General features: G+C 34.3%; 19 protein-coding genes. 8 read left to right on the top strand and 11 right to left on the bottom strand.

What is annotated here, in order from left to right; translation table 11 throughout:
• Window positions 1–25: 25 nt before the first annotated feature.
• From AC3IS6_RS13540 to AC3IS6_RS13530, 3 genes are all read right to left on the bottom strand, one after another.
• Window positions 26–718 carry an aspartate/glutamate racemase family protein gene (locus AC3IS6_RS13540; RefSeq protein ID WP_489160069.1) on the bottom strand — a complete coding sequence of 231 codons (693 nt, stop codon included), beginning with the start codon at window positions 716–718 and terminating at the stop codon, window positions 26–28.
• Between the two features lie 15 nt (window positions 719–733).
• Window positions 734–970, bottom strand: coding sequence for a hypothetical protein (locus tag AC3IS6_RS13535; protein WP_489160067.1), 237 nt, complete (start codon window positions 968–970; stop codon window positions 734–736).
• Between the two features lie 224 nt (window positions 971–1,194).
• On the bottom strand, window positions 1,195–2,352 hold the full coding sequence (locus tag AC3IS6_RS13530; protein ID WP_489160065.1) for a THUMP domain-containing class I SAM-dependent RNA methyltransferase: 1,158 nt from the start codon (window positions 2,350–2,352) through the stop codon (window positions 1,195–1,197).
• Between the two features lie 167 nt (window positions 2,353–2,519).
• Between AC3IS6_RS13530 and AC3IS6_RS13525 the strand changes: the two genes are divergently transcribed.
• Window positions 2,520–3,284: a class I SAM-dependent methyltransferase gene (locus AC3IS6_RS13525; RefSeq protein WP_489160064.1), complete on the top strand. Its 765-nt coding sequence runs from the start codon at window positions 2,520–2,522 to the stop codon at window positions 3,282–3,284.
• Between the two features lie 83 nt (window positions 3,285–3,367).
• Window positions 3,368–4,036, top strand: coding sequence for a ZIP family metal transporter (locus AC3IS6_RS13520; protein ID WP_489160062.1), 669 nt, complete (start codon window positions 3,368–3,370; stop codon window positions 4,034–4,036).
• 81 nt (window positions 4,037–4,117) lie between these two features.
• On the opposite strand, the gene AC3IS6_RS13515 is transcribed toward AC3IS6_RS13520, so the two are convergent.
• Together AC3IS6_RS13515 and AC3IS6_RS13510 are read right to left on the bottom strand one after the other, a co-directional pair.
• Window positions 4,118–6,505 (bottom strand): TonB-dependent receptor domain-containing protein, encoded by a 2,388-nt coding sequence (locus AC3IS6_RS13515; protein ID WP_489160060.1) that lies wholly within the window; start codon window positions 6,503–6,505, stop codon window positions 4,118–4,120.
• 154 nt (window positions 6,506–6,659) lie between these two features.
• A complete protein-coding gene (locus AC3IS6_RS13510; RefSeq protein ID WP_489160059.1) occupies window positions 6,660–7,808 on the bottom strand; it encodes a helix-turn-helix domain-containing protein in 1,149 nt (382 codons plus the stop codon).
• Window positions 7,809–7,990: 182 nt separating this feature from the next.
• Between AC3IS6_RS13510 and murQ the strand changes: the two genes are divergently transcribed.
• From murQ to AC3IS6_RS13480, 6 genes are all read left to right on the top strand, one after another.
• Window positions 7,991–8,803, top strand: coding sequence for an N-acetylmuramic acid 6-phosphate etherase (gene murQ, locus AC3IS6_RS13505; protein WP_489160057.1), 813 nt, complete (start codon window positions 7,991–7,993; stop codon window positions 8,801–8,803).
• Between the two features lie 132 nt (window positions 8,804–8,935).
• Window positions 8,936–9,157 (top strand): DUF6095 family protein, encoded by a 222-nt coding sequence (locus AC3IS6_RS13500; RefSeq protein ID WP_489160055.1) that lies wholly within the window; start codon window positions 8,936–8,938, stop codon window positions 9,155–9,157.
• 83 nt (window positions 9,158–9,240) lie between these two features.
• Window positions 9,241–9,813 (top strand): pentapeptide repeat-containing protein, encoded by a 573-nt coding sequence (locus AC3IS6_RS13495; protein WP_489160053.1) that lies wholly within the window; start codon window positions 9,241–9,243, stop codon window positions 9,811–9,813.
• Between the two features lie 107 nt (window positions 9,814–9,920).
• Window positions 9,921–10,505 carry a DUF1572 domain-containing protein gene (locus tag AC3IS6_RS13490; RefSeq protein WP_489160052.1) on the top strand — a complete coding sequence of 195 codons (585 nt, stop codon included), beginning with the start codon at window positions 9,921–9,923 and terminating at the stop codon, window positions 10,503–10,505.
• Between the two features lie 57 nt (window positions 10,506–10,562).
• On the top strand, window positions 10,563–10,934 hold the full coding sequence (locus tag AC3IS6_RS13485; RefSeq protein WP_489160050.1) for a DNA topoisomerase IV: 372 nt from the start codon (window positions 10,563–10,565) through the stop codon (window positions 10,932–10,934).
• Window positions 10,935–10,967: 33 nt separating this feature from the next.
• The gene (locus AC3IS6_RS13480) at window positions 10,968–11,747 is read left to right on the top strand and encodes a TerC family protein (protein ID WP_489160048.1); all 780 of its coding nucleotides are present in this window, start codon (window positions 10,968–10,970) and stop codon (window positions 11,745–11,747) included.
• Between the two features lie 110 nt (window positions 11,748–11,857).
• Here the strand turns inward: AC3IS6_RS13480 and AC3IS6_RS13475 are convergent, their stop codons facing one another.
• The 6 genes from AC3IS6_RS13475 to AC3IS6_RS13450 all read right to left on the bottom strand — a co-directional run bounded on the left by AC3IS6_RS13475 (window position 11,858) and on the right by AC3IS6_RS13450 (window position 20,697).
• A complete protein-coding gene (locus AC3IS6_RS13475) occupies window positions 11,858–14,578 on the bottom strand; it encodes a DNA gyrase/topoisomerase IV subunit A (RefSeq protein ID WP_489160046.1) in 2,721 nt (906 codons plus the stop codon).
• Between the two features lie 81 nt (window positions 14,579–14,659).
• Window positions 14,660–15,847 carry a hypothetical protein gene (locus tag AC3IS6_RS13470; RefSeq protein ID WP_489160044.1) on the bottom strand — a complete coding sequence of 396 codons (1,188 nt, stop codon included), beginning with the start codon at window positions 15,845–15,847 and terminating at the stop codon, window positions 14,660–14,662.
• Between the two features lie 35 nt (window positions 15,848–15,882).
• Window positions 15,883–17,754, bottom strand: coding sequence for a DNA topoisomerase IV subunit B (locus AC3IS6_RS13465; RefSeq protein ID WP_489160042.1), 1,872 nt, complete (start codon window positions 17,752–17,754; stop codon window positions 15,883–15,885).
• 164 nt (window positions 17,755–17,918) lie between these two features.
• Entirely contained in the window at window positions 17,919–19,094 is a 1,176-nt protein-coding gene (gene pncB, locus AC3IS6_RS13460) for a nicotinate phosphoribosyltransferase (protein WP_489160040.1), read from the bottom strand.
• Between the two features lie 97 nt (window positions 19,095–19,191).
• The gene (locus AC3IS6_RS13455) at window positions 19,192–20,169 is read right to left on the bottom strand and encodes a transglutaminase domain-containing protein (protein ID WP_489160039.1); all 978 of its coding nucleotides are present in this window, start codon (window positions 20,167–20,169) and stop codon (window positions 19,192–19,194) included.
• 3 nt (window positions 20,170–20,172) lie between these two features.
• A complete protein-coding gene (locus tag AC3IS6_RS13450) occupies window positions 20,173–20,697 on the bottom strand; it encodes an NADPH-dependent FMN reductase (protein WP_489160038.1) in 525 nt (174 codons plus the stop codon).
• Window positions 20,698–20,699: the final 2 nt, after the last annotated feature.

The following is a 20,699-nucleotide window of genomic DNA, read 5'->3' as shown; positions in this document are numbered from 1 at the left end:
TTATTAGAATTTGGATTTTTTTATTTTATGACAATTGAAATGCAACGGCGGCCATCGAATGGATTAAAGTGGTATCAAAAACCGGAACAGAGACATCTTCGGGCTTTATCACTAAAGGAATTTCGGTACAGCCTAAAATAATCCCCTCAGCTCCCTCTTCAATCAATTGATTAGCAATTTCCAAATATCGTTTTTTAGTTACCTCACTTACCAAACCTCTTCCTAACTCTTCAAAAATTGTGGTATGCATGAAATCCCGATCATCGTCATTCTTCGGAATAATAGTTTCGATTCCGTTTTGAGCCAATTTATCTTTAAAAAAATCGAGTTCCATAGTAAACTTGGTTCCCAGTAACCCCACTTTTTTAACTTCCTTCTTCTGGATTTCCACTGCAGTTGCAGTTGCAATATGAATAATCGGTATGTCAATTGCCTTCTCAAGCCTCTCTGCAATCAAATGCATTGTATTAGCGCATAAAACAATAGCTTCTGCCCCGCCCTGCTTAAGAAACTGACATCCTTTTAAAAGCATATTAAAAGTTGAATCCCAGTCATTGGCATCGTTATTCTTTTTAATATCAGCATAATTGAAAGAGTAGATCAGACACTCCGAGAAATTAAGCCCTCCCAGTTTATCATTTATTCCCTCGTTTATAAGTTTATAATAATCTGCTGTAGAAACCCAGCTAATTCCGCCTATAAGTCCAATTATCCTCATATAAAAATCAATTAATTATCCAATTTCTCTAATTCCTTTTATAAAAATCCATTTCATGAAAAGCTTTTCGCCGTCTTTGGTTTTTACCGACTGAAATTTAGGCGAAATTAAAGTGGCCCCAATAAAAGCAGTCATTGGAATCCAAAATCCGGTTAATCCAGTATAAGAAGCTACCAAAAATCTCCCTAAAATAAATAGTATTGCGAAACATCCTAATTGATATAAAAAAGCTCTTATTTGTAGTTTTGTCATTTTTTTTAAAGTTGCTAAGGTTCTGAGATACTAAGATTCTAAGGCTTTTACCTTAATACATACCGTTATTTAAAACCTTAAATTATCATTGTTTTTTTTGAAGTCCCAAGATTCTAAGTTACTTAGATTTCTTTTAGATCCTCAATATTAAATCAAAAATTATTATAAACTAAATTTCACAATCCAAATCTCTTAGTCCCTTAGAAACTTAGACTCTTAGAACCTTAGACTTGAAATTTCGTTCTCTTACTTCCTTCGTACATTTCGTATTTTACCAAACGTGCTTCAAGACTTGCATTGAAAAGTTTAATTTTGCGGGATGGTTTTAGACCTACAAATTTCAGAGCTTCCAGATTTGCAGTAATAAACCAGGCGTTTGTTCCCGGATAGCTTTTCTTTAGAGTATCTCCTATATTTTTATAGAATTCTTCCATATGAATATCTAAACGCTCATCATAAGGCGGATTAAAAACCATGTGTAATTTTCCTTCTACTGCTTTTTCTGTATCAAAAAAGTTATTTTCTTCTACCGTAACATAATCCTCCAAATTCGCATTTCTGATATTGTCTTTGGCTTTATTTACAGCACTTGGTGCCTTATCAAAACCTTTTATCGTATAATGAAACTCCTTTGTTTTCTTCATCAGACTATTTACAATTTGATCAAAAAGATCATTATCCCAGTCTTTCCATTTTTCAAATGCAAATTCTTTACGATTAATATTTGCCGGAATATTGCAGGCAATCATAGCAGCTTCGGCCAAAAAAGTTCCGGAACCACACATTGGATCCAAAAAGTGACTTTGCCCTTCCCATCCTGACAATAACAATATTCCTGCTGCCAAAACCTCATTGATTGGCGCAATATTCGTTGCTGTTCTATAGCCACGCTGATGCAATGAATTTCCGGAAGTATCCAATGCCACTGAAACCTGATCTTTATCGATATGAATATTGATTCTTAAATCAGGAAAAGCTTTATCAATACTCGGACGCTGTCCGGTTCTTTCTCTAAACTGATCCACAATAGCGTCTTTACATTTTTGAGAAACAAATTCAGAGTGGTTAAAATAAGTCGAATGTACAGTCGCATCAATCACAAAAGTCTGATTGGCATTTAATAGTTTTGACCAGTTTACACCCGAAATTCCCTTATACAATGCCTGTTCGTTATTAGCTCTGAACGAATAAATAGGTTTTAAAACTTTAAGCGCTGTACGAAGCGATAAATTAGCTTTATACATAAAACCTTTATCTCCCTTAAAGCTTACCATTCGCACTCCTTTTTCAACATCCTGAGCACCAAGAGCACGTAATTCATTCTCTAATATTTCTTCAAAACCAAAAAAACATTTGGCTATCATTCTAAAATTTTCTTCCATCTTTATTTTTGAATTATTTCAAATGCACTGCTGTTCATCTCTGCATCTGCATCCCTGTACACCTGCTGCATCTCTGCAATGATTCGTGAGGTATCGTTGCGAAATAGTTATTTTTCGGCAAAAATACACTAAATTTGCGGGACTTTGAATTAATTGAAATAGAATAAATGTCTGAAGCAGCAAACTCATCCTCACCAAATCAGGAACGTAATACCGAAAATTGGTTTACTTCATGGTTTGATACTCCATATTATCATATCCTTTATAAAGACCGAAATTATCGCGAAGCCCAAATTTTCATGGACAATCTGACCCATTATCTGAATCTTCCGGAAAAAGCAAAAGTTTTGGATTTAGCTTGTGGAAAAGGGCGTCATTCGATCTATTTAAATCAACTGGGCTTTAATGTTTTAGGAGCCGATCTGTCTGAAAACAGTATCACCGAAGCCAATAAAAACAGTAACGAAACACTACATTTTAAGGTGCACGATATGCGTGAACCTTTTGAAGAAAAATTTGATGCCATTTTTAATTTATTCACCAGTTTTGGATATTTTGAAAGTGACGACGACAATTTGACAACACTTAAAGCCATTAAAGAAAGTTTATCTGAATATGGTTTTGCAGTAATAGATTTTATGAATGTTACTCAGGTTATCGAAACATTGGTACCGGAAGAAGTAAAAAATGTAGACGGGATTGATTTCAAAATCAAAAGATATGTTGAAGACGGACATATTTTTAAAGAAATAGATTTTGAGGATCAGGGGAAAAAGTACCATTTCACAGAAAAAGTAAAAGCCTTAACTTTAAAAGATTTTGAAGAACTAATGGCCGAAGCCGGTATTTTCCTGTTGGATATTTTTGGCGATTACAGACTCAAAAAATTCCACAAAACCGAAAGCGAACGATTAATCATGATTTTTAAATAAAATTAGGGAATCGTTTAATTGTTTAACCATTTGATCGCTAAACAATTAAACGATTAAACAAATCAACGATTAAACAATAAAAAATGAATTATTTACTACCCTTATTTTCTGTACTTTTAGGTTATATGGTGGCTTTGTTTTTAAAACCAAAAAGCAAAACCAATCTAAAGCTATTGCTTGCTTTTAGCGGTTCATTTTTATTGTCATTAACTGTAATGCATTTGTTGCCGGAAGTTTACGAAACACACAATACCAATATTGGAATCTTTATCATGATTGGAATCTTATTCCAAATCATACTTGAATTTTTCTCTAAAGGAGCTGAACACGGACATGTTCACGGACATGCTAAGATGTCGCAGATCCCTTGGCTGTTGTTTACCAGTTTGTGTATTCATGCTTTTTTGGAAGGTTTTCCGGTAAGTCATCATCATGGTCTGGCGCTCGGAATTGCAATTCATCATCTGCCAATCGCCGTAATTTTAACTACTTTTTTTATCAATGCCGACCTGAATAAAAAGGCCATTTTCGCCTTCATGCTGACTTTTGCAGTAATGACACCACTAGGAACCGTTGCCTCTGAATATCTGCCTATTTTAAGCAAATATTACACGGAGATTACTGCCATCGTAATCGGAATCTTATTTCACATTTCATCAACCATTATTTTCGAAAGCAGCGAAGGACATAAATTTAATGTTGCCAAAGTATCTATGATTGTTCTTGGAGTTCTTTTGGCCTTTATATTGTAGTTTGGAAACCCGGGAAGCAGAAAACTTTCTTCTCTGCTTCTCACATCTCACTTTTTACATCTCACATCTCACATTATAAACCTAATTCCCAGTTCTGTTTTTCTCTTCCTGATTTCCGAAATCACGTTGCTTTACGTTTATCTTTTTATTTCCGAAATTATAAATAACGGACAAACGCAAAAATCGGTTCGAGAAATTCTGACTATACACTTGCTTTACACCATTTACAACCGAAACAAGATCTTTTAAATAAGAAGTATTAAAAATATCATTGGCAAAAAAAGCAATTTGCATTGATTTACCTAACAATTCCTGCTTAAATCCAATATCAAAACTCGACATATATCCTGTTTTGTACAAACCACTTTTAGAAGGTGTATTATAGTTAAAATCAATTTGAAGTTTACTCGTTTTGCCCAATGAGAATGTATTGTTAGTTGAAAAATTAACTTCTAAACTATTGGATGGCGTGGCATGAATATCTTTTATAAACTTTGTTTTTGATCCTAAAAAATACAACGTGTTTTCACTTTGCCACCACTCTGCAAAATTGGCCGAATAACTTTCTCCTACTCCATATTTTAGATCCTTAAAATAATTTTCTCTAGTTACAATCTGTGTGCTGGTTTCCGGAATTGAAGTAAAAATCACACCATAACCATCATTGATAATATTTAAGAAAACACTGGTTCTCAAGACTCCTTTGTACGAATGAGTAAATTCGAAATTATCACTAAACGAAGGCCTTAAAAACGGATTCCCCTCTGAATAACTGTTACTGTTAATGTAGTTACGAAACGGATTCATCAGATCAAACTGAGGCCTGCTGATTCTTTTTCCGTAATTCAAACTGAAATTATTGTTTTCATTTTTCTTGTACGAAACATAAACCGTCGGAAATAACCTCAGATAGTTATTTTTTGTTTCTTCGTTTAAAGTCTCCGAAAAACCGTTTGTTTTGGTGTTTTCAAGTCGTAATCCAAGTTGAAAATTCCACTTCTCGTTGATTTTTTTTTCTCCGTTAATGTAAACCGCCTGATTGTTCTCTGTATATTTAAATCGGTTGGATTGGTTAGGATCCAGTACCGGTACCCCTGTAATTGTATCGTAATAAAGTATATAACTTTTGCTGTTTGTAAAACTCATTTTTGCACCGTATGACAAGTTAAATGCATCAAGCGGATGCTCCATATCTGCCTTGAAACTCCAGTTATCAATATCCTGATTCGAAATATTTCTGGCAGACTGATTGATACCGATGAAGGTGTTGTCCGGTCTGTAATTATTAGCAATAGAACTTCTGTCAAATTTGGAATCATAATTAAAGTAATCTACATCAAAGGACAGCTTTCTGTTCAAAGAATCCAGTTTTGTAATCAAATGCCCGTGATACGTCTGATTACCGGATTGCTTATCCACAAAACTATTGTTCAGTATAAAATTGTCCAGTTCGTTTTTAGTATTGTAATTATTGATTCTGATATCCGAATTAAAATCCGGGTTACTTCTATCGTTTAAAAACTGAAAACCAACTGTAATACGATCTGAGAAGTCATAGTCTAAGGCAAGTTTTCCGGATAAATTCTGATCCTTAAATTTTGTTTTAATAATCATTTCAGAAAGTCCGTCAGGAAAATACATGTCCAGAAATTCATCGGCATATTTATGTCCTGTTTTTCCATTAATACTGGCCGAGAATCGAAACTTATTTTTGTTATAAAAGAAATTATCTCTCAAGGTCAGAGCCCCGTACTTATTTTGATCGTAAGATGTAGTAGTTGTGTTTTTCCAGGAGTTTCGGGCACCTTTTTTCAGTATAATATTAATAAGCCCTCCTGTTCCTTCGGCTTCATATCTTGCCGGAGGAGTGCTGATAATCTCGATATTTTTGATATCTGCTGCCGAGATCGATTTTAAGTAATTGTTTAGTTCCTCACCGGTTAATTCAACGATACGTCCGTCGATCATCACGCGGGAAGCGCCTTTCCCTAAAATATTAATCACATCTTTTTGTACTACAACACCCGGTGCCGTATTGATGGCGCTCAAAGCATCACCACCAACCGTCGTTACATTGTTTTCAAGATTATAAACCAAGCGGTCCGTTTTTTGCTCGATAGTACTTTTTTGAGTTTTGATCACAACCTCGCCAAGTTGAGTGGTGTTCTCTTTCAAAACTATAGTCTTTAAATCGATATCTTTTTCAATCGTAATCTGTTTTTCGTAGTCTACAAATCCCAAAAGACTTATTCCAATTTTATAAGAACCTTCTTTTAGACTAATTTCAAAAGAACCGTCTTGCTTACTTGTGGTCCCTTCTATAATTTTTCCTTCTGAATTAAATACAGAAACATCTACCCATTCTAATGCAGTTGTTTCGCTGGCTATTTTTCCTTTTAATTTTGCTGTAGTTTGTGCCAAAACAAACACCGGCAGTAATAGAATAATAAGGAAGCATAATTTTTTCATAATTTCTGGTTTTAAACTTGTTCGATTAATTTGAAGCAAAGTTGCCCTGGAAATTTTGAGAATTCGACCGACAAAAAAAAGTCGAACTCATTTTCTCAGAAGAAATGAGTTCGACTTTTTTCAACACAAAGTAGTACTTTATGCAACCTCTTTATTATGAGGCATTCCGATAAGCTGTTGGCGTTAAATTAGTATATTTTTTAAAGGAGGTATTAAAAGAAGATTTCGAGTTAAAACCTACTTCATACAAAATTTCCAGTACCGTAAGCTGACTCTTGGACTGATCTTTCAATATATTCATTGCTTTTTGAATGCGATACTCATTTACAAAATCAAAAAAGTGCTGATCGATATGATGGTTAATCAAAACCGATAAATCGCGAACCGGAATATTAATTTGGTTGGAAAGCTCCTGAATCGTAAGCGACGGATCAAGAAAAGGTTCCTTTTGTTCCATATACAGTTTCAAGGTCGAAATTTGGTCTGCAATCATTTCATTTTGATGTTCTTTTACCTCAATATTGTTTTCATTTTCTTTAGGAAGAATATCTTTTGCCAGTTGCAATTTGGAATCTATCCCACGAAAAAGTTCCGGATGATTCAGGGCTTTTAGCACAAACCAACAGGTTATTACTAAAACCATCAACTGTAACATGACGTTCGTCCAAATCCATAACGAATCATAGTCAATGTATCTTAAAGCATTCTTAGCGATACATAAGTAATACAAAACAAAAAATATAGAAGATATTTGGAGTAACCATTTAAAAATAGAACTTCTCGGATTCGTATAATTTTCCTGGTATATTGCTTTGTATTTTTTTAAAACAAAAAATACTCCAATACTATAAAATACAATTTGCAAGGCCAGGATAAGAAACAAAGAAGACATTTCAGGCGTTTGATCACGGTGTTTATAGAACACTATTTTAGCTTCATTCGTTAAAAAGTAAAGTCTGAACAGATAAAATACATTTAGGAGTACAAATGGAGTTGTATGCAATAAATGCTTTGCTTTTAATCGAAAATCTGCAAAACAAACTGATAAGACATACAGATAAAAAAAAGGTAATACTAGTGAACAAACCGTCCATCTGAAAAATTCTAAATTAAAATGAGCTTTAATAAATTCATCGTCAATAAACATCCCGCTATTGTCAATGGCAAAAAATATCAAATAGAAAGCAAATAATCCGTTTGCCAATTTGTTTTTTGTTTTTACAGTGAGTAAAAAGAATGCCAGTAATAATGAAACAAAAACTGATATTTTTGCAATACTCGTTAAAAAGCTAATTATATCCATTCTAATTTTTTAATTATTTAACAAATATAATATTTTAGTTGTTGCAATTGAAGTTCAATAAAGCAATCGTTTCATCAAAAATTACATCCGTTAGGATTTTAAATCTTTGTGAGTTTACGTTCTAAATTTCGGGATTGCAATAAAAAAGATTAATTTTGACCCAGTTCAATTAACATGAAAAAATGACCTTTACAAAAACTACAGAACAGGCCTCAAAATACGAACATTTAGAAGAAATGTCGGTTCATGAACTTTTGGTTAACATCAATCAGGAAGACAAAACTGTTCCGGATGCAGTCGAAAAAGCGATCCCGCAAATTGAAATTTTAATAACACAAGTGGTTTCCAAATTGAAATTGGGAGGCCGCTTATTTTATATCGGAGCTGGAACATCGGGACGTTTAGGTGTTGTCGATGCTTCAGAATGCCCTCCTACTTTTGGTGTTCCTTTCGATTTAGTAAACGGAATTATTGCCGGTGGTGACACTGCCATTCGCCGTGCTGTAGAAAATGCCGAAGATAACGCCACACAGGCCTGGATTGATTTGCAGGCCAATAATATTGGTAAAAATGATGTTGTGATTGGTATTGCAGCTTCAGGAACTACACCTTATGTTATAGGTGGTTTAGAAAGTTGTAATCAAAATAACATCCTTACGGGCTGTATCACCAACAATGCAGGAAGCCCATTGGCACTTACAGCTCAATTTCCAATTGAGGTGGTTGTAGGGCCGGAATTTGTCACAGGAAGCTCTCGAATGAAAGCCGGAACAGCTCAAAAATTAGTACTTAACATGATTTCGACTGCCGCAATGATTCAGCTTGGAAAAGTAAAAGGCAACAAAATGGTCGATATGCAATTGAGTAATGTAAAACTGGTAGATCGTGGTGTAAAAATGATTATGGGAGAAATTCCTGTTTCCTACGAAGAAGCCAGTGAATTATTAAAAAAATATGGCAGTGTTAGAAACGCTGTTGACAATTATAATCTTTAATGTGAGTTTTTTTGTGAAATATTTATAGTGAGATGTGAAATGTGAGATGTAAAATAATCATGACCTTCTGATCGTAAATTTCTGAACTTGAAACCTCAAACTTGAAACTGTCAAAAACCTGAAACAAAAAAAATGGCAACAAATAAAGAATTACTGGGAAAAGGAATTAAATATTTATCGGGTTCATTGCCTTTATTGTTTATTGGACCATCGTTAATTTATAATTCTTTTATGAATCAGCATACCAACTGGCACTATCTTGTTCTGGGCATTGGAATTGTAGCTTGTTTAAGCGCCATGTTTTTGATCTTTTACGGATTGAAAATCATTATGAAAGGTTTGTTTAATGACTAAAGCAATATTGCTTATCATTAAATCTAAATAGTTGTAACCAAAATTCAACTACTAATCTGCAAAAAAATATTCAATATAATTGTATGGAAAGTCTAATTCACATTCAGAAAACCTTCGAAAAAGTCGCTTATATTGATAAGAAAATAAACAATCGGGAGTTTGAAGATTGTATTTTTAAGAATTGTGATTTCTCGAACAGCAATTTTGCTTACAATACCTTTTTAGACTGTGAGTTTATTGATTGCAATTTATCAATGACAAGCCTGTTTAGTACCAGTCTAAAAAATGTTACTTTCAAAAATTGCAAACTTCTGGGAATTGCTTTTAACGAATGTGATGATTTTTTGTTTCAGGTTTATTTTGAAGATAGTACGTTAGATTATGCTGCTTTTTCGAACAAAAAAATGCCTAAAACTAAATTCATCAACTCCTCTTTGCGGGAAGTGACTTTTATTGGATGCAATCTGACCAGTTCTTTATTTGACAATTGTAATCTTGAAGGTGCTATTTTTAACGATACACAACTGGCAAGTACCGATTTCAGAACCGCTTACAATTATAAAATTGACCCGGAGTTTAATCCAATGCGAAAAGCTCAATTTTCAACCCAGGGAATTACTGGGTTATTAGACAAATATGATATTAAAATTGTATAGTTTTCTGTCGCGAATTCCAGAATAATTTTTACGATAAGGAATTAATGTCATTCGGAAATTCGTGCCAAAAAATAAAATTCTATTTCTGCTAAACCAAATGTATCATTATGAAAGCAACTGATTCCTATTTAGAAAGCGTTAAAAAACAGTTTTTGTACTATAAAATGCTGGGCGAAAAAGCGATCGCACAATTAGAGCCTGAACAGCTTTTTGTCACCCTAAATGAAGATACCAACAGCATTGCCACCATTATCAAACATCTTTCAGGCAATATGCTTTCGCGCTGGACAGATTTTCTGACTTCTGATGGCGAAAAAGAATGGCGCAATCGTGATTCGGAATTTGAAAATGACCTGCAGTCCAAAGAAGAAGTTATGATGAACTGGAATAAAGGCTGGGAATGTTTTCTGAATGCTTTGAACAGCTTGCAACCCGAACAGCTTTCAAATATCATTTATATCCGTAACGAAGGGCATACAGTTATTGAAGCCATCAATCGACAACTGGCACATTATCCTTATCATATCGGGCAGATTGTTTTTTATGCTAAACAGCTAAAAAAAGGTGACTGGGACAGTTTATCCATTCCGAAAAATAAATCTGGAAATTACAATGCCGAAAAGTTTGCTAAAGAAAAAGAAATAAAGAACTTTACGGATGATGAATTGAAAAAACTTTCGAGTGATGATTAATCTTCTATGAATGGAAGTCTCATCTTTTATCGTCTAAAGAATAATTAAAATTTAAAAATGAAAAAAATCATATTCCTATTACCCTTAATCACTTTATTCTCCTGTTATAATGCAGAACACAACTGCAAAGATTTTAAAAACGGAAAATTTAAATTTGAATTCGAAGTAAATGGTGTCAAAAAAACCACTGTTTTTGAACGTAAAGACGGTATCGAAATCGAAACTTTTGAAGGCAAAACAGATACTTCAACAGTACGCTGGGTAAGTGATTGCGAATACATTTTGCAGAAGAAACATCCCAAAAATATGGCTGAAGAAAAAGCCATCAGCATGAAAATTCTAACTACTTCTAAAGATTCTTATACTTTTGAATTTGGAATGGTAGGTTCTGACCAAAAACAACGCGGAACAGTTGTAAGAGTTGAGTAAATAATCTATTAAATGTTTTAAAACACTTTTAGTATGGAAGTATTTCTAAATCCTGACGCATGGATCGCCTTACTAACATTGACTTTTCTGGAAATTGTATTGGGAATCGATAATATTATTTTCATATCGATCGTTACGGGAAAGTTACCTGAGGAAGATCGAAAGCGAGCTACCCGAATTGGTCTGTTTCTGGCAATGTTTATGCGTATCGCCCTGTTGATGGGAATTTCGTATCTGATTGCTATGAAAGCGACTCTTTTCAGTATCCACTGGGGCTGGTTTGAAGGAGATTTTACCGGCCAGGCTGTAATTTTATTTCTGGGTGGATTGTTTCTTATTTATAAGAGTACCAAAGAAATCAGTGAAAAGGTAGATCATCACACCGAAGAAGAAAAAACGCTTAAAGCCGTTGCTAAAAAATCATTCTCAAACGTTATTGTGCAGATTCTGTTGATCGATTTAATCTTTTCGGTCGACTCCATTTTAACAGCTGTTGGTATGACAAATGGAGTTCATGGCGCTTTAACGATCATGATTACCGCAGTTATTATTTCGGTACTGGTTATGATGCTATTTGCAGTTCCGGTTGGCAATTTTGTCAATAAAAACCCGTCCATACAAATATTAGGGCTTTCGTTTTTGATTCTGATTGGCTTTATGCTGATTACAGAAAGTATGCATTTATCGAATGCAGCGCTTGCGGGCGAGCATATTGGCGCTGTCCCTAAAGGATATTTGTACTTTGCCATTTCGTTTTCACTTGCAGTCGAATTTATCAATATGCGAATCCGAAAAAGACACTCACAAAACTAAATTTATTGAAAATTTCTGTTTAGGAGTTTTTTTATCAACAAATCCAGTACTTTTTAAAATCTGGAGCTATAAAAAAACGCTAAGAATATCTTAGCGTTTTTTGTTTTTTATTATTCTAAAACCAGACCTATCTGGCCATCGTCATCTAATTCTGTTTCGACAGGTTCATCCTCAGAATCTGCAGTTTTCCTTTCCGGAACTTCTTCAACCGGTTCTTCATAAGGTAGCGGATCTAACAAATTAACTTGCTTCAACTTATCAGCCGTCAGTTGATTCCCTAGTGCTTTAAAACCTTTTACTGCGATAAAATCCTCAACATCAATATGTAAATCTTCTTTTTGAACTCCTTTTACCTTTGAAAAAACCAACTGGGCTAACGGACGGTAATCTGTAGATACAATTTCTAATTGCGAATTCGGATGGTCTGTAATAAAACTTTCTTCTTTTCCTTCATTTTCAACAAGGAAACGTTTCAGGAAATAACGTTCTTTTTCTCCATCATAATAGATTGCCGAAATTGGTTTCTTAGGCTTCCATTTTTCCAAGACAATCATATCTTCATCAAAATGAGTCGATAATTCAGGTATAATAACCTTTAGTTTACCACTCTGACTGATAATTAAGATTTTATCGCTTGGTTTAAATTCACCCAACAATTCTCCTCTGGCGTCAACATTCAAACGTTTCACCGTATCATCAAACCAGACTTTTCTTGGCAATAGCGTCGAAATACCTTTCTCTTTTAATTCAATTTTTTTGATTGGGTATTTCGTAACTAGATTTCCTTTTGAAGCCCTTCCTTTGATCGCTAATTTAGCAAAATCAATATCAAATTTCAATTTCTTTATCGTTCCAATCTGACGCAATAAGATGGTAACAACCTCAGCCTCTCCATTCGGATTATGCGAAAAATAAACGACTTGTGATCCATTGGTCCCATTCGTTAAATCATAAGGTTTGTCACGCGTCACACCGGTAACATTAAAACGCTTTATATAAGAAGGACCTGATTTTCCATCACGGTACATCATATTGTAAATGGTGCGTTTATCATTTTTATCAAAAACTGCAGCATGTATAATGTCTTTTCCGACGAATGTCTTGGTATCCACTTTTGTAATCATCATTTTACCATCGCGTAAAAACACAATAACATCGTCAATATCAGAACAATCCGCTAGATATTCATCTTTCTTTAAACTGGTTCCAACAAAACCTTCTTCGCGATTTACGTACAATTTGGTATTTCTTAACACCACTTTTGTAGCTTCAACATTATCAAAAACACGAAGTTCAGTCTGACGTTCGCGACCTTTTCCGTATTTCTCTTTTAACTTAGTAAAATAAGCAATCGCAAAATCCGTTAAGTTTGCGAGATTGTATTCTACCTCCTTCATTTCGTCTTCCAATTTTGCGATAAAGTCATCGGCTTTATCAGAGTCAAAGCGGGTAATACGAATCATCGGAATCTGAGTCAATCGCTGTAAATCCTCATCGTTGATTTCTCTGACGAATGATTTTTTGAATGGATCAAAACGATCGTATAAATATTTGTAAAGTGATTCTCTATCAGAATACAATTTAAAATCAATATACATCTCTTCACGAATGAAGATTTTTTCTAAAGTCGAAAAATGCCATTTGTTTTTTAATTCTTCTAATTGAATTTCCAACTCCTGACGAAGTAAATCAACGGTTCTGTGCGTCGATATTTTTAACATTTCAGAAACTCCGATAAACAAGGGCTTATTGTCTTCAATAACACAACCTAAAGGTGCTACCGAAGTCTCACAGGCTGTAAAAGCAAACAACGCATCTATGGTTTTGTCCGGAGAAACACCCGGAAAAAGATGGATTAAAATCTCAACATCAGCGGCAGTATTGTCTTCAATTTTCTTGATTTTGATTTTACCTTTTTCGTTGGCTTTCAAAATACTGTCAATTAAACTCGAAGTATTGGTCGAAAACGGAATTTGTGTTATCACCAGTGTATTCTTGTCTAATTGCGCAATTTTAGCACGTACACGAACACGTCCGCCACGAAGTCCGTCATTATAATTTGACACATCGGCAATACCTTGTGTCATAAAATCAGGATATAATGTAAACGCTTTTCCTTTTAAAATCTTAATCGAAGCATCAATTAACTCATTGAAGTTGTGAGGTAACACTTTCGTGGATAAACCAACTGCAATTCCTTCTGCTCCTTGTGCCAAAAGCAACGGAAACTTTACCGGAAGATTGTTTGGTTCTGCGCGACGACCGTCGTACGAAACTCCCCAATCGGTAATTTTAGGAGAATACAAAACTTCTAAAGCAAATTTTGACAAACGTGCTTCAATGTAACGGGAAGCTGCTGCTCCGTCACCTGTTAAAATATTTCCCCAGTTTCCCTGGCAGTCAATCAATAAATCTTTTTGTCCAATTTGCACCATAGCGTCACCAATACTCGCATCTCCGTGTGGGTGATACTGCATGGTGTGACCTACAACATTGGCAACTTTATTATAACGACCGTCATCCAACTCTTTCAAAGAGTGCATAATACGACGCTGAACCGGTTTAAATCCGTCCTCGATAGCAGGAACTGCACGTTCCAGAATTACGTACGAAGCATAGTCCAAAAACCAGTCCTTGTACATTCCGGTAACTTTCGTAATTACGTCTTCACCTTCCTGTTCCCGATTTTCGTAAAAATGCGCTCCTTCAAAATGTTTGGCATCTACATCGATAATTCCATCGTCATCTCCTTCCTGAATGTTATCCAGGTTTTCTTCTGAATTATTCTCGTCGTCGCCCGGAATGATGTTATCGTCTTCTTCGTCTTTCATTTATTTATATTCGAAATTATAAATTTGTATTTTTTATTCTGAAAAATTTGATTGTCTAATTAAATCAAAATTAGCTTATTATTAATTCGAATTATACTTATCCAGAATAGTGTTTTTTAAAATATATGGTTTTAATTCTTCATAGCTAAGAAAAATATGTGGTTCTCCTCCTGCAAAACCAACTAATTCATAAGGAGCATAAGAAAATGTAATTCCTGTTGGCAAAATATAATAAGTATTAGCAAATGGTATTGTAGATGGCACTGCATCACCATAATCTGATCTTATTCTATTTTCATAAAACTCAATAAAATTTTCATCTTTAATGTTTAGAATTTGAGCTATTTCTATTTTTCTTCCAGTACTTACTTCATAATTATCATATGATGTATGGTATAAACCGTGTGCTCCACCCATATAGTTGTACCAGTAACCCGAAACTACATAAATATTTGAATCAATAAAAATAGGCGAACTAGTATATAAGCTTTCTGACATGTAATTATCATCATCACTTACTGACTTTTTAATGTCAAAATTATGTTTCCACTTTTTATGATCTTTTATACTAAGCGAATCTGCATACAAATACTTTAAATTAGAACTTAAAGCTTCAAAACTCGTATCATTTGATAAAATTTCTCCAAAGAAAATATAATCTCTTGATGGCGTATAATCTCTTGCATTACCTTTTTTATAAGCTTCTCTAGTATCAAATAATGTATAATCTATTTTATCATAACACTTATAAGATGGAAATTTTGTACTTGGATAAATTTTATATTTTTTTTTATTGTAGATACATTCTATAAACATTTTCTCGCTAGCCAAATTGTATAATTTAAGATTACAAATAATTTTATTACTTTCATCTCTATCATAATATACTTCTCCTGTATAGAAATTATCTTTTTTATTTTTTATAATTCCGAAGCCAAAAATTTGATTTTCTCCATCAATATAAAGATTACCTGATTTCCAATATCCACCATATTCTTCAGTCAATTTATTCGAAATATGAATTTGAATTTTTTTATTACTATCAAGTATTCCTTCAAAAGAATAAATAAAAGGAGCTTCAATTTTTAAAGTATCACCTCCAATTACTATTGAATCTTCTGCGATTTTATAAATTAAACTGTCATTACTTTCTTCAATTTCAACTTCATTAGCTTTATTTGTAACAATAAGTTCTTTCTTATCTTCCTTTTTATTAGACTGGCACGAAACAAATAATAAAATCGATAAAACAAAAAGATGTTTTTTCATGAATGAAATTTAAGTTACTAATCATTAAAATTTATTTAAACCACAGCCTCAACCGCATCCAACTCCACTTTCAAATTCTTGATAATAAATTCTTGTCTGTCCGGAGTATTTTTCCCCATATAGAAAGACAATAATTGCTCTATCGAAGTATTTTTATCCATCATAATTGGGTCAAGACGAATGGTGTCTCCAATAAAATTCTTAAACTCATCCGGAGAAATCTCTCCTAAACCTTTAAATCGGGTGATTTCTGGTTTGGGTTTTAGTTTTTCGATCGCGTCTTTTCGTTCTTCTTCAGAATAACAATAGATGGTTTCTTTTTTATTACGAACCCTAAAAAGCGGTGTCTGCAAAATGTACAAATGGCCTTCTTTGATTAACTCAGGGAAAAACTGAAGAAAAAAAGTAATCAACAGCAAACGAATGTGCATACCGTCGACATCGGCATCGGTTGCGATTACGATATTGTTGTAACGCAATTTTTCCAGTCCGTCTTCAATATCAAGCGCTGCCTGAAGCAAGTTAAATTCTTCATTCTCATACACAATTTTCTTGCTCATTCCGTAAGAGTTCAAAGGCTTACCACGCAAACTGAAAACTGCCTGTGTATTTACATCACGCGATTTGGTAATCGATCCCGAAGCCGAATCTCCCTCGGTAATAAAAAGTGTACTTTCTAAGTTTCTTGGGTTCTTTGTATCCGGAAGATGCGCACGACAGTCTCTTAATTTTTTATTGTGAAGATTGGCTTTTTTAGCACGATCTGTTGCCAGTTTACGAATTCCTGATAATTCTTTACGCTCTCTCTCCGCTTGTAGAATTTTACGCAATAAAGCTTCAGCAGTTGGCGGATTTTTATGTAAATAACTGTCTAATTTGTTTTTGATAAAATCATTTACAAAAGTACGAACCGAAACCGGTGGTGTTCCGTCATCAGAACCCATATCAGTAGAACCCAATTTTGTTTTGGTCTGAGACTCAAAAACCGGCTCCATAACTTTAATACTAATCGCACTCACAATTGATTTACGAACATCGGATGCTTCAAAGTTTTTATTGTAAAACTCACGAATGGTTTTTACAATGGCTTCTCTGTAGGCCGCTAAGTGCGTTCCTCCTTGTGTGGTGTTCTGGCCATTAACAAAAGAGTGATATTCCTCACTGTATTGCGTTTTACTGTGCGTTAAAGCAATTTCGATATCATGATCCTTTAAATGAATAATTGGATATTCAAGATCTTCTGCATTTATGGTTTCTTCTAATAAATCACGAAGTCCATTTTCGGAATAATATTTTTCTCCGTTGAAAATAATCGTCAAACCATTGTTTAGATAACAATAGTTCTTCACCATTTTAATTACATATTCTAAACGGAATTTATAATTTTTAAAGATCGTTTCGTCAGGAATGAAGGTTACTTTTGTTCCTTTTCGCTTTGTTGTTTCAATTATATCTTCTTCAAGAACCAGGTTTCCTGCAGAAAACTCGGCCCCTTTTTGTTTATCATCACGAACTGATTCTACACGAAAAAAATTGGATAATGCATTTACCGCTTTTGTTCCGACACCGTTCAAACCAACCGATTTCTGGAAAGCCTTAGAATCGTACTTCCCTCCCGTGTTCATTTTCGAAACTACATCAACTACTTTTCCTAACGGAATTCCACGTCCGTAATCACGAACCGAAACCGTTTTATCTCTGATAGTCACTTCGATAGTTTTTCCTGAGCCCATTACAAACTCATCAATACAGTTGTCTAAAACCTCTTTTAAAAGAATATAAATACCATCATCCGGCGAAGATCCGTCTCCCAATTTCCCGATATACATTCCGGGACGCATACGGATATGTTCTTTCCAATCGAGTGATCGGATGTTATCTTCGGTATATTGATTTTGCTCTAGCATAAAGTGAATTGGATTTTTGGCTAATGTACCATTTATAGTCAAAAAATGAAAGTGTATTTTTTCTTTTGTTACGATTAATAACAGCTTTAAACCCTATTTACATTGATTTTAAAATAATAACGTTCCTAAAAACATAAAAAAAACAGAATTTGACCAAAAAAATACTATTTGATTCCCAGTACTTCTTTTGCCAAAGCAATCATTTCGGGCGTTCCCGTGTTTTTGTTTTTTTCATCAGAAAGTTTTACAACGCCTTGCCAATGGGTATCGTTCAGTTTAACTTCTGTTAATTTTATAACCATATTCATCGACCGCAAACCAACATCATTGGTAAAATTGGTTCCGATACCAAATGACATTTTGATTTTGTCTTTACAAAAATCAGTGATGTTTTTTACCTTCTCATAATTCAGCGAATCGGAAAATACAATGACTTTCGATTTCGGATCAATTCCCATTTTGACATAGTGCGAAATTACTGTTTCTGCAAACTCAATCGGGTCTCCGCTATCGTGACGTACTCCGTCAAAAAGCTTGGAATACTTTTTATCAAACTGTTCAAAAAATACAGCTGTCGTATAAGTATCTGTCAGGGCAATTCCAAGATCACCGCCATACACCTGCGTCCAGTGTTCCAGTCCCATTGAATTGGCCATTTTAAAGCCATATTGTGCAGCATGAAACATAAACCACTCATGAGCGTGCGTACCCAAAGGCCGTATGTTGTTAGTCATTGCAAAATGAACATTACTTGTGCCTATAAAACTCTCCGCACCAAATTCCCGCAGTGTTTCATTTACCACAGCTTGTACATCATACGAGTGGCGGCGGCGCGTTCCAAACTCCAGAATCGAAACTCCGATTTTATTGTAATTATCTATTTTGCTTTTGGTCAGACTTCTTAAAGTTTCATCGTCTGATCGAAGTAAATGACCTGTTTTATAAAACAATTCCGAAATTAAAGCCATCAAGGGCACTTCCCATAAAATAGTCCGGTACCAGTATCCTTCAACCGTTACTTTTAGCTCAGAACCTGTCTGAGTAATTTGAACTTCAGACGGGTCAAAAATATAGCCCTGTAGAAAATCAAAATAAGTGGGATCTAAATAAGAACAATGACTGGATAAGTATTGCTTTTCTTCTTTTGTCAACCGCAAATCTGCCATTGCATCTACCGATTTTCGAAGTAAATCTCCAAAACCCGGCGGAAAATCATGTTTTCCCCTGTTTATAAAACCATAACGAACCTGAGACTTCGGAAAAAGTTTGATTACAGCATGCTGCATTGTAAATTTATAGAAATCATTATCTAAGATTGATTTCGGAAAAGTAGTTTCCATGACCTGACTGCTAAGTTAATTTCAAAAACCTTATTGGCTAAGATACGGCAATTCGGCAAAAGAAGAAAATCCTTTGCACAAAGATCTCCCATTCGGCTTACTTTGGAAGTATTTTAAATACCATTATACCGTTCCGATCGAGAAAAAAAGTAATAAATGAGCCTATTTTTTTATCATAGGTTACTTCAAATTCCAAAGATCCTCTTATTTCTTTAGGAGCTTCAATTTTAACAGGTTTCCCATTTTTCAAATAATATAATGTATCTGTCTTTGAGATATTTTTTATTCTGAAAGTGATCTTGTCTCCATCGTTTGCATGAATAATTCCCGAATTGGGTTTTAAAATTTCATGATCTCCTTCAATTGTAGCATCAAAAATCAAAGGTCCGTTCAGGAAATCCTCTTTGTTTAATTTTGTATTGAGATAGGTACCGGAATCCGGAAAATGTTTCGCAAAAAAATACTTCGGATCGGTGTCAAAATAAGCAGATGTGAAATGACTCACTGCCACTTTTTTGTTGCTGTCATAATATCCCTGCCCCCAGGTTACATCAACCAAAATCCATTTTCCATCTACCTGAACCGTATTCCAAGAATGATTGGAAAACGAATTTTTACGTCCAATATCACTCGACGATCGTTTAGAATCTCCTCGGATCACCTCACATTTCAAACCCGTTAAAGAGGCCAATTCCTGATATAAAAGTGTAAAACCTTCACAAACCGCTTTTTGGGACTCGAAAGTGTTCTGCCATGTTTTTTCCTTTAAAACTGCAATTTTTGCTTGTTTGTCCGCTTCATTAATATAGGTAAATCTGAGCGGTTTTGGCGGATTCAGATAAGATTTATAATCGTATTTTATGTTTAAAGCAATCCAACTGTAAATTGCTCTCGCTTTATCACGATCTGAAGTAAAATCTTTCTGAATTCTGTCTGCCAGACTTTCTACAGAACTAAAATGTGCGGGATACTTCAATACAATATTATCAATCGCATTATACTTTTGGGCTTGTACCGAATTAAAGAAGATAAAATTCAGAAATAAAATGTTAAAGGCAATCTTTTTTAGGATCATAGGTTAAAAACTAGACTTAATAATGTCTTTTAGTTCCTTATTTAACTCCGCATTTGAGATTTTATTTTCTTCCAAATCAAAATTCGCATTAAATGTAGGTAATGAAAAAGTAGCTTTAATTTGTGCACCGAATCTCGGTAAAGCATTATTGGCAATTTCCAAAACCGAAGCTCCTCCTCTTGGTCCAGGCGAGGTAGCCAATAATAACATTGGTTTCTGCTGAAAGATTTCTTTCATTATTCTGGAGCTCCAATCAAATAAATTTTTAAAAGCGGCAGAATAGTTTCCGTTGTTTTCTGCCAGAGAAACCACCAACAAATCTGCATTTTCAATCTTTTGTAAAAATGTCTTTGCCAACTCGTGCTGACCAATTTCTTTTTCTAAATCAACACTAAATAATGGCATTGCAAAATCATTGAGATCCAAAACCTCAACTGTCGCATTGTCAAATAAGCTGGCAGCATAAGTCGCCAGATGTTTGTTTATCGAATGCTGACTGTTACTTCCTCCAAAGGCTATAATTTTCATAG

The sequence above is a fragment of the Flavobacterium sp. KH_035 genome (genome assembly GCF_057839565.1).
Note: the sequence above shows the minus strand (reverse complement) of the source record. Positions and strands in the feature narration are given on the sequence as shown.